Genomic DNA, 10,573 nt, shown 5'->3' on the forward strand with positions numbered 1-10,573 from the left:
TTGTGCCAAAATTCGTGATCCTGCCTCGGTGCGGGCGGGTGGTGCCGGAAACATGGGACTCCATCGGGATGTGCGCTATGCGCATGTTACCGGATTGCCTAAACCGATGGCGTACTTATAATGTTGCGTTCGACCACCGCAACACCGACAGAAAGACCGCAATGCTACCTACCGATACCGCCCTGGTGCTCTTTAGCGGCGGGCAAGACTCCACCACTTGCCTGGCCTGGGCCCTGCACCATTACGCCCGGGTGGAAACCATCGGCTTCGACTATGGCCAGCGCCATGCCGTCGAGCTGACCGTGCGCCCGACCGTGCTGGCCAAGCTGCGCGCCCACAATCCCGCCTGGGACGCCAAGCTGGGCGAGGACCACATGATCGACCTGTCGCTGATCTCGGCCATCTCGCAAACGGCGATGACGCACGACATCGCCATCGAAACCCAGGCCAACGGCCTGCCCAACACCTTCGTCCCCGGCCGCAACCTGCTGTTCATGACGGTGGCCGCCACGGTGGCCTACCGGCGCGGCCTGAGCGTGCTGGTGGGCGGCATGTGCGAGACCGATTTCTCCGGCTATCCCGACTGCCGCGACGACACCATGAAGGCGCTGCAAGTGGCGCTGAACCTGGGCATGGACAGCCGCTTCAAGCTGGAAACCCCGCTCATGTGGCGCGACAAGCGCCAGACCTGGGAGCTGGCGCACGAACTGGGCGGGTCGGCGCTGGTGGACCTGATCCGCGACGAAACCCACACCTGCTACCTGGGCGAGCGCGGCGCGCTGCACGACTGGGGCTATGGCTGCGGCACCTGCCCGGCCTGCGCCCTGCGCGCCCGTGGCTACCGCCAGTACGCCGGCACCGAGGCGCCGGCCGCCTGACGCGCTTCCGTTGTTGCTAGCACGCATTAAGTGCGTTGCATGGTGGCACTCTCTCACGTACTATCGCTGCAGGGGCGGCCGTGGCCGTCCCGTGCCGGCGCGCTACTGGCGCTCCCAACCTGAGGCGATGATCGCAGATGACCTCCCCCGCTTCCCGACCTCCCGTCGTCCGGTTGCTGCAGGCCTTGCTGCGTCCGGCCGTGCTGGCCGGCGTGATCCTGGCCAGCGGGCTGGTGCTGACGGCCGGCCTGTGGCGCGACGCCCGCGCCGACGCCGAACGCGATGCCCAGACCGAGTTCGATTTCCGTGTGCGCGAGCTGGTCAACAGCATCGGCCAGCGCATGGACGCCTACCTGCAAGTGCTGTACGGCGTGCAAGGGCTGTTCGCCAGTTCCGATTATGTGGACCGCACCGAGTTCCACCGCTACCTGGAAGGGCAGGGCTTGAGCATGCACCTGCCCGGCATCCACGGCGTGGGCTACATGCGGCTGGTGGCCGGGACCCAGCGCGCGGCCCATGTGGCGGCCATGCGCAGCGAAGGTTTTCCCGACTACGCCTTGTTCCCGCCCGGCGAACGCGAGCAGTACGCGCCCGTCGTGTACCTGGAGCCGTTCAGCGGCAACAACCTGCTGGCCTTCGGTTTCGATTCCTGGTCCGAGCCCGTGCGGCGCGCCACGCTGGTGCAGGCGCGCGACTCGGGCGAGCCGGCCATGAGCGGCCGCATCCGCCTGTTGCAGGACGGCGCCGGCGGCGGCCAGTCCGGCTTCCTGATCATGTTGCCCGATTACCACAGCCACCTGCCGCACGCCACGCCGGCCCAGCGCCGCGCCGCCATCCGTGGCTGGGTCTACGCGCCGTTCCGTATGGTCGAAGTGATGGCGGGGCTGGACCGGGGCCGTGGCCTGGGGCTGGACGTGGAGATCTACGATGGCGACGGCCACGACCCGGACGCCCTGATGTACGACAGCGCGGCCGGCCATGGGCCCTGGACCCGCCACACGGTGCAGAGCATGCGGCTGGCCGGGCACCGCTGGACCCTGCGCATCGGCGCCGCGCCGGCCGCGTCGGCCAGCATCGGCAAGGCGCAACTGATCGGCGGTGGCGGCCTGGCGCTGTCGGTGTTGCTGGCCGGGCTGGCGTGGCTGCTGGCGCGCAGCCGGGCCCAGGCCAATATGGCGCTGGCCCAGGCGCACCGGCTGGCCAGCGAGCTGCGCGAAGGGGAGGCCTCGCTCAAGCAGTTGGCCGAACGGGCCCAGCGCAGCCAGGTCATGTTGCGCAGCATCCTCGACTCGACCGTGGACGGCATCCTCGTCGACAGCCTGGACGGCACCGTGTTCGATTCCAACCGCCGCTTCCGCGAGCTGTGGAATCTGCCCGAACAGCTCGACTGGCAGGCCGACGGCGCCGTGCTGCTGGCCCACATGGCGTCGCAGCTGGTGGGCGACACCCCGCTGCGCCACGTGGGCACGCCGGCCGGCGGGCCGGTGGTGGAGCGGCGCGGCCCGCACAGCACGCTGCTGCGCACCAAGGACGGGCGCGTGATCGAACAGGTCACGCGCAGCCTGACGCTGGGCAGCGAGGCGGCGCGGCTGTGGTCGTTCCGCGACGTCACCGACGCCACCCGCAACGCCCAGCGCGAGCAGACCCGGCGCCAGGTGCTCGAATTGCTGGCCACCGGCGCGCCGCTGCAAACCATCCTCGAAAGCGTGGTGCTGAGCGTGGAGGCCGACCATCCGGGCATGTTGTGCAGCGTCCTGCTGCTGGACGACGCGGGCGAGCACTTGCTGGTGGGCGCCGCGCCCAGTCTGCCGGCCTTCTTCAACGCGGCCGTGCACGGCATGTCCATCCACAGCACGGAGGGCAGTTGCTGCCGCGCGGCCCAGACCGGCCAGCGCGTGATCGTCGAGGATATCGGCCATGACCCGGCCTGGGCCGGCAACGCGGCGCTGGCCGCGCGCGCCGGGCTCGCTTCGTGCTGGTCCGATCCCATCCTGGGCGCCAATGGCAAGGTGCTGGGCACGTTCGCCATCTACCACCGCCAGCCGCACCGGCCCAGCCTGGCCAACATCGCGCTGATCGAGCAAGCGTCGCGGCTGGCCGGCATCGCCATCGAGCAGGCGCGCGCCGCGCAGGCGTTGCGCGCGGGTGAGGCGCGTTTCCGCAGCCTGTATGACAACGCGCCGGTGGCCTTGTGGGAGCAGGACTGGTCGGGCGTGCGGGCCGCGCTGTCGGAGCTGGCCCTGCAAGGGGCGGAGGAGCCGGGGCGCTACCTGCAAGCCCATCCGGGCGAGCTGCGCCGGCTGGCCGGGCTGGTGCGCATCCTCGACGCCAATGGCGCCGCGCTGGCCCAGGTGGGAGCGGCGCCGGGCGGCAAGGATCTGGCCGCGCTGAGCCTGGCGCAATTGTTCGACGCCGACGCCATGCCGGCCTTCGCGCGGGCCGTGGCGGCGCTGGCCGGCGGCCAGCAACTGTTCGCCTGCGAGGGCAGCTTCCAGCGCCTGGACGGCAAGTCGCGCCTGAACGAGCTGACCTTGCTGGTGATGCCGGGCCACACGCTGAGCCTGGACTTCATCATCGTCTCGACGGTCGACATCACGGAGCGGCGCCGCATGAATGACGAACTGCTGGTGCTGGCCACGACCGACTTCCTGACGGGCTTGCCGAACCGGCGTGAATTCATGCGCCAGCTCGACGCCGAGCAAGCCCGTTTGCAGCGCGACGTGGGCGGCTGCGCGGCCGTGCTGATGCTGGACCTGGACTTGTTCAAGCACGTCAACGATGAATACGGCCACGCCACCGGTGACGCCGTGTTGCGCCACCTGGCCGGCCTGATGCGCGACAGCCAGCGCAAGATCGACATGCTGGGGCGGGTGGGCGGCGAGGAATTCGCCATCCTTCTCCCGGGCGCCGACCTGGACGCGGCCGGCGCCTTCGCCGAGCGCCTGCGCCAGCGCATCGCCGACACGCCGTTGCAGGTGCACGGCCAGCCCCTGCCGGTGACGGTCAGCGTGGGCATCGCCGCCCTCAGCGCGGCCGACAGCAGTGCGGACCAGGCCCTGATCCGGGCCGACCAGGCCCTGTACCGCGCCAAGCGCGGCGGCCGCAACCGGGTGGAACGGATGCCGCCGGCCGGCTGAGGCCGGGGCCGCTGGCTGCCGGCTTGGCGGCCTGAGCGCGTGGCCGTTCCTGCATTGGCTTATCTGGTCATTTGGGCTGATGGCTGCACGGGCCGGTGGCCGTGCGGCCGCGCGGCCCTGCCGCGTCACCGGTTCAGACGGCGTGTTCCAGCGATGGCGCCTGGCGCTGCTTGCGCTGGCGCGCCGAGTACCACCAGAATATGCCGACCGGGATCAACAGCGGCAGCAACAGCGGCGAGATGGCCGCCACCAGCAGCAAGGTCAGCAGGGCGAAGCCCACCACCATCAGCACGCCCAGGCTGGCGAACAGCAGGCTGACGAACACGGCCACGCAGGTGAGGGCGACGGCGGCCACCACCATGCCGGCGCCGCCGAACAGCACAGCCAGCAGGGCGCCCAGCGGACCGTCGATCTCGTCGCCATCCACGTTCACGTGCATGTCGCCGGTGGCGAGCGCGTACCAGACGGCCGCCGCCAGCAGGGCGAATACGGTGAGGGGGATCAGTTTTTTGGCAGACAGGTTCATGGCGGTCCTCTTGTTGTGATGTTGTTGGCCTGCGGGGCGCAACGCGCGTCAGGCATGGTTGCACTGTAGGGCGGCGCGGCACGGCGCGCCACGCGATTGCGACGGAGCGCCGCTTTGGCGGGATGGACGGCAGGCTGGCGGCGCTCAACGGTAGCCGGCGGTGCTTGATCCCGGACAAGGCGGCGCCAAAGGACCGCGTCCAGGCGGCCTTTTCCCTTGAACTAAAGACATGCCTGCCTATACTGAAAGTCTGATCAGTCATACGGAGGGCGACATGGCATGGCTAGAGATTAGCGAGGGTCAATCGATATCCTCGATTTGCAACCGGGCACAGCGCCAGCGTAGCGCACAACAATGCTCGAACGGGCCCAAGGGGCCGCCTTCGGCGCCGCCCACGATACCGCCCATCATCATCAATCCCTTCGTCTACCAGATGCCGGAGCCGGCCATCGATCCGCGCGTGACGCCATTGCGCCCGCCGATCACGCCGCCGCCCCGGCCCGCGCTGTCGTGCGCGGGCAGGCGCCGCTGAGCCGCTCACCCAGCCATCCACAGGTAGCGTGACAGGATCAGGCCGTCCGGCCTGGTCCTGAATGCGTGCGCGCGCTGCGCAGGGAGCGGCGGACCGGGCCGATTTCGTCTATCATGACGGCCCCGTACTTTCACACGAGCCGCCCGCCATGCCGACCGACGCCCCAGACTTTCACGAATCCGATGACGCCCTCGTCCAGGAGGACCGCCTGTGGCAAGGCAATGGCTGGACCGCCCGCGTGATCAAGAACGAGGAGGACGAGGGCTGGGCCGTGGCCATGATCAAGGATGGCGAGCCGGAACCGGCGCTGGTGGGCCCGTGGACCATGGGGCGCGACAAGAAGAACCCCAAGCCGCTGGACGTGAACGCCTTCAATACCCTGGTCAAGACGGCCAACGAGGTGTTGCGCCGCCACGAGCAGCAATTGCACGCGCAGTTGCACAAGAGCGTGTCCGTCAGCACGGACGCCGGCCAGCTCAAGGTCAACCTCGACATCGTGCCCGACGAGGACGATCCCTACGCCACCCTGAGCGCGTGGGACGGCTATGGCGAGCAACTGGCCAGCGTGCGCGTGGCGCCCACCTTCAAGCTGACCGTGGCCAGCGCCGAGGCCTGGGTCGCCAACGACTACCGCCGGCCGTAACGCACGGCCGCCGCGCTGCTGCCCGCCGGGGCCGCAAAGAGTACTGGCCCTATCGTCGGGCGACCTGCTAGTATTTCCTGTGTGCATCTGCAAACATAGGAAAAACCGATGGAAAGTCGTCTTACCCGCCTGGAAGCCGTGCAAACCATGCTGCTCGAAATCGGGCGGCTGTCGAGCCGTTGTACCAATGTCACGGAATTCCTGGAGGGGGTGCACACGGCGGTGGGCCGGATCATGTACGCCGCCAACTTCTTCGTCGCGTTGACCGACCAGGGCGGCGACGACAACCACATGGTGCGCTTCGTCTATTTCGTCGACGAGGCGGACGCCGCGCCCGACCCCGACACCTGGTTCAAGCTGGCCTCGCCCGAACAATCGCCCACCGCGTGGGTGATCCTGCACCGGGTGCCGCTGGTGATGACGGCCGAGCAAGCCATCTCCAAATCGTTCGCCGGCAGCACCTGGGGCGTGGGCACCACGGCCGAGCACTGGATGGGCTGCCCGCTGCTAGACCAGAACCACGTGCCGCTGGGCGCCATCGTGATTCAGAGCTACGACAAGGAACACACCTTCAGCGCGGAAGACCAGGCGCTGTTCGAACTGATCGCCGGCAGCATATCGAGCGCGCTGCAAGGCTTGCAGAGCGTGGACCGGCTGGAACAGGCGGTGCGCGAACGCACGGCCCTGCTGGCGCACGAGGTGGCCGAGCGGCGTCGCGCCGAGAGCATCCAGCACGCGCTGTACCAGCTGGCCGACCTGTCGGCCAACACCGTCGACGGCGCCACGCTGAACCGCCGCCTGCACGAGATCATCGGCGAGCTGGTGCCGGCCCGTAACTTCCTGATGGCGCTCTACCATCCCGACCGGCACGAGTTGACCATCCCGTATTTCGTCGACGAGAAGGACGCCCAGGCGCCCGTCAAGCGTTTCGCCTACGGGCAGGGCATGAGTTCCTACGTGCTGCAAAAACGCCAGGCCGTGCTGCTGGACGGTCCCGGCTACGCGGCCCTGGTGGCCAGCGGCGAGCTGAAAGAACCGATGGGTAGCGTGGAGATCGCCAGCTGGATGGGCGCGCCCATGCTGCTGGGTGAGAAGATCTATGGCGTGATCATCGTCCAGAGCTACGACCCGGACGTCATCTACACCCAGGCCGACCTCGATATCCTCGCCTTCATGGCCAACCACGTGGCCGTGGCCATCGCCCGCATGCAGGCTGACCGCGCCATCCGCAAGGCCAAGGAAGCGCTGGAGGAACAGAACGCGGCCCTCAATTCGGCCCTGACGGCCCTGAAGGAAGCCCAGTCGGAACTGGTGCGCCAGGAGAAGCTGGCGTCGCTGGGCCGGCTGGTGGCCGGGGTGGCGCACGAGATCAACACCCCGCTGGGCATCTGCGTGACGGCCACCAGCCACCTGGTGCAGGAACTCAAGCTCACGCGCGAGGACCTGGCGGCCGGCACGCTCGACGAGGACGGCTTGAACAGCTTCTTCGACATCGTCGACCAGTCGCTGCGTATCATGACCACCAACACCCAGCGCGCGGCGGCGCTGGTGCGCAGCTTCAAGCAGGTGGCCGTGGACCAGTCGTCCGACGAGATCCGCGCCTTCAACCTGCGCAAATACCTCGATGAAGTGCTGCTGTCGCTGCAGCCCAAGCTCAAGGGCAAGCAGGTCGCCGTCGAGATCGATTGCGCGCCCGACATCCACATGGAAAGCTTCCCCGGCGCCGTGTCGCAGATCGTCACCAACATGGTGGTCAACTCGCTGGTGCACGGCTATGGCGAGGGGCAGGAGGGCAAGATCCGCATCACGGGCAAGCTGGACGGCGATTATGTGCTGTTCGATTACAGCGACGATGGCATCGGCATGGACAACACCACGCTGGCCCAGCTGTTCGACCCGTTCTTCACCACCAAGCGCGGCTCCGGCGGCAGCGGCCTGGGCGCGCACATCCTGTACAACCTCGTGACGGGGCCGCTGGGCGGCACGGTCAAGGTGGTTAGCGCACCGGGCATGGGCTTGCACTACAAGCTGCGCTTCCCGCGCACCCGCCGCAAGCAGGGGCCGGCGGAACTGGCGGAGGCGGAACCGGCCTGATCGCCGGCCAGCGGCGCCCAGCCCCGGCTGACATGGGCGCGCGCATATAGCGGGGCCATGATGGCTGGCCGCGATGGTGTTGTTTATTTGATTGTGTTCACAATTGCAAGCTTCACGTTTTACGCGAAATGTGTAGCAAGTATATTAAGATTGTGAAACGCCTCTGATACGCGCTTGCGTATATGGAGCGACCACAATAAAGGAGACACCATGACCCCACGCGCTAGCGCGCAGCGTGCCGCGCCATGACGGGAGCCATTCCCTTCGTGGCGGCCGTGCTGTTGCCGACCGCCGAACTTGTCGATCCCGCCGACTTTGGCGACCGCGCCGACGCCCCCGTCGCCCCCGCCGCGCTGAAGCCGGAGCCGCTGCTGCTGGCCGCGCTGGCCGGCGTGCTGCGCAGCGCCCGCGATGGCGAACTGCCGCTGTTCGTGCGCACGCTGGGCATGGCCCAGTCGTCGTTGCTACGGATGGCCGGTTGCTGTTTTCCCGCGCTCGATTATCACGAACCCATCCCGGAGCGCAAATACGCGGCGCTGCTGGCCTGCACGCCGCCCGAGTTCCACCGCCTGCATGCATTGCTGATGGCGCAGCGCGGCGCGGACGCCGACCCCACGCACGCGGACTGGCTGGCGCGCGCGCTGGCGGCCGCTTGCCTTGGGCAGCGGTTCCTGTGGCAAGACCTGGGATTGTCGGGACGCGAGGAACTGGAGACGCTGTTGCGGCGCTACTTTGGGCCGCTGACGGTGCGCAACGGCGGGCGCGGCCAGTGGAAGCACTTCCTGATGCACGAACTGGGCGCGGCGCCGGCCGCCCGGCTGGGCGCCGGCTTCGTGTGAGACGGGCGTGGTGGCCGCCGGGGATGCGCGGCCGTCGACGTGAGGCGGCGCGCTAGTCCGGGAAGCGCTCGTTGATGGCCAGCGCCTTGTCGATGTTCTTGCACAGCAGTTCGACATAGACCGGGTCCAGGTGCTGGCCGGCCACTTCGCGCAAGTGGGCCACCACCTGTTCCACCGGCCACGCTTCCTTGTAGCAGCGCTTGTGCATGAGTGCATCGAACACGTCGGCCACGGCCACGATGCGCGCGTACAGGTGGATGTCCTCGCCCTTCAAGCCTTGCGGGTAGCCGCTGCCGTCGTATTTCTCGTGGTGCTGGTGGGCGATCACGGCGGCCGCCTTGAGGATGGGGCGCTGCGAACCGTCCAGGATGGACAGGCCCACGGCCGGATGCTGCTTCATGATCTCCCATTCGGCCGCGTCGAGCTTGCCCGGCTTGAGCAGCACGGCGTCCGGGGTGGCGATCTTGCCGATGTCGTGCATGGGCGCGGCGTGGCGCAGCACGGCCGTCTCATCCTCCGACATGCCGGCCGCCGTGGCCAGCAGGTGAACGATCTCGGACATGCGGCGCACATGGTTGCCCGCCTCGTTCGAGCGCGATTCGACCACGTCGCCGAGGCGCAGGATCAGTTCGGCCTGGGTGTCCGTGATTTCCTGCGTGAGCAGGATGTTGTCGAAGGCGATCGCCACGCCCGAGCAGAACACTTCGAGCAGCTTGGCGTCGATCTCGGAGATTTCCTCCACGCCCTTGAGCACCAGCAGCGAGGCCTTGCCGCTGGCGTTGGGGAAGTAGCCGACGTAGATGTCGCCCTGGATGCGCGAGATCTTGTTGCTCTCGGCGTCGTCGAGCTGGGCCAGCAGTTCCGGGCTCAGGATGGCGCCGTCGTCGTCGCCGATCTGGGCCAGGATTTCATATTCATGTTCGCCGCCGATCGCGGTGGCGCCGCGCAGGCGCAGCAGCATGCTGTTCTCCAGCCGCAGCAGGGCCACCACTTGCTGCAGCAAGCCGTTGGCGAAATCCTTCAAATTGCGCTGCTGGAAGATGTGGGCCGAGGCCGCGATCACCCGTTCCAGCCCCTCGCGGTAGCTTTGCGAGGCGCGCCGCGCCTCCTCGACCTTCATGATGTCGCGGTAGGCACGCAGGGCGGCGAAGGTGGTGGTGAACAGCTTGGTGCGGTCGAGCTCGGTCTTTTCCTTGTAGTCGTTGATGTCGTAGTTGACGATCACCCGTTCCTCGGGCGCCTGGCCGGGCTGGCCGGTGCGCAGTACGATGCGGGTGAACTGGTTGTCGAGGTCCTCGCGCATCCAGCGCGCCACTTCCAGGCCCGAATCCTCGCGTTCCATCACCACGTCCAGGAACACCAGCGCGATATCGCTCTCGCGCGCCAGCACCTGCTTGGCCTCGGCGCCGCTGTAGGCATGCACGAAGGTCAGGCCGCGGCCTTCGAGGCGGAAGCGGGACAGGGTCAGCTTGGTGATGTCATGAATATCGGGCTCGTCGTCCACCAACAGGATTTTCCATGGCGGTAACTTGGGCGACGCAGTAGACAGGAAAGACATAAGAACGAGTTCCGCAAAAGGGCACAACTGACACAATACTAAAGGCGCAGCCTATAGGGCATTTCACTCCAGGCAAAACTTCGCGGTGTGCATTTTTCAGGCACACTTTTTCGATTGTAGTCCCAAGCCGTCATCATTAACAACAAGCAATAATGTTTCCTGCTGCTCAAACAACATCGGCGTACTATGCTGACCAGACATTACTTCATTTTTAGCAATATTGCTATCGTCACGCAAAGAAAATCTATGGTCACCCTCTTTTTTGCAAGCTGATTTTTTGTATGCTGTAAGAAGGCTCGCTTAAATCTATCCGGCGTCTAATTGGAGATGTACTCCGCGCCACGATGAGAGTCGCGCCTGTCGGTC

7 protein-coding genes are annotated in these 10,573 nt (G+C 67.1%); 5 read left to right on the top strand and 2 right to left on the bottom strand.

What is annotated here, in order from left to right; all coding sequences use genetic code 11:
* Nucleotides 1–161 precede the first annotated feature (161 nt).
* Nucleotides 162–878: a 7-cyano-7-deazaguanine synthase QueC gene (gene queC, locus H3H37_RS10535; RefSeq protein WP_182162106.1), complete on the top strand. Its 717-nt coding sequence runs from the start codon at nt 162–164 to the stop codon at nt 876–878.
* A 137-nt stretch (nt 879–1,015) separates the two neighbouring features.
* Entirely contained in the window at nt 1,016–4,015 is a 3,000-nt protein-coding gene (locus H3H37_RS10540; RefSeq protein WP_182162108.1) for a CHASE domain-containing protein, read from the top strand.
* A gap of 133 nt (nt 4,016–4,148) precedes the next feature.
* On the opposite strand, the gene H3H37_RS10545 is transcribed toward H3H37_RS10540, so the two are convergent.
* Nucleotides 4,149–4,541, bottom strand: coding sequence for a hypothetical protein (locus H3H37_RS10545; RefSeq protein WP_182162110.1), 393 nt, complete (start codon nt 4,539–4,541; stop codon nt 4,149–4,151).
* 680 nt (nt 4,542–5,221) lie between these two features.
* On the opposite strand from H3H37_RS10545, the gene H3H37_RS10550 reads away from it, so the two are divergent.
* The 3 genes from H3H37_RS10550 (at nt 5,222) to H3H37_RS10560 (ending at nt 8,649) form a co-directional block, all read left to right on the top strand.
* Entirely contained in the window at nt 5,222–5,716 is a 495-nt protein-coding gene (locus H3H37_RS10550; RefSeq protein ID WP_182162112.1) for a hypothetical protein, read from the top strand.
* A gap of 108 nt (nt 5,717–5,824) precedes the next feature.
* Nucleotides 5,825–7,810: a GAF domain-containing sensor histidine kinase gene (locus H3H37_RS10555; RefSeq protein ID WP_182162114.1), complete on the top strand. Its 1,986-nt coding sequence runs from the start codon at nt 5,825–5,827 to the stop codon at nt 7,808–7,810.
* Between the two features lie 245 nt (nt 7,811–8,055).
* Complete coding sequence (locus tag H3H37_RS10560) at nt 8,056–8,649, top strand: nitrogen fixation protein NifQ (protein ID WP_182162116.1); 594 nt, start codon at nt 8,056–8,058, stop codon at nt 8,647–8,649.
* Nucleotides 8,650–8,701: 52 nt separating this feature from the next.
* Here the strand turns inward: H3H37_RS10560 and H3H37_RS10565 are convergent, their stop codons facing one another.
* Nucleotides 8,702–10,207 carry an HD domain-containing phosphohydrolase gene (locus H3H37_RS10565; RefSeq protein WP_182162118.1) on the bottom strand — a complete coding sequence of 502 codons (1,506 nt, stop codon included), beginning with the start codon at nt 10,205–10,207 and terminating at the stop codon, nt 8,702–8,704.
* Nucleotides 10,208–10,573 lie beyond the last annotated feature (366 nt).

It is taken from the genome of Rugamonas brunnea (assembly GCF_014042345.1).
Taxonomy (GTDB): Bacteria; Pseudomonadota; Gammaproteobacteria; order Burkholderiales; family Burkholderiaceae_D; genus Rugamonas; species Rugamonas brunnea.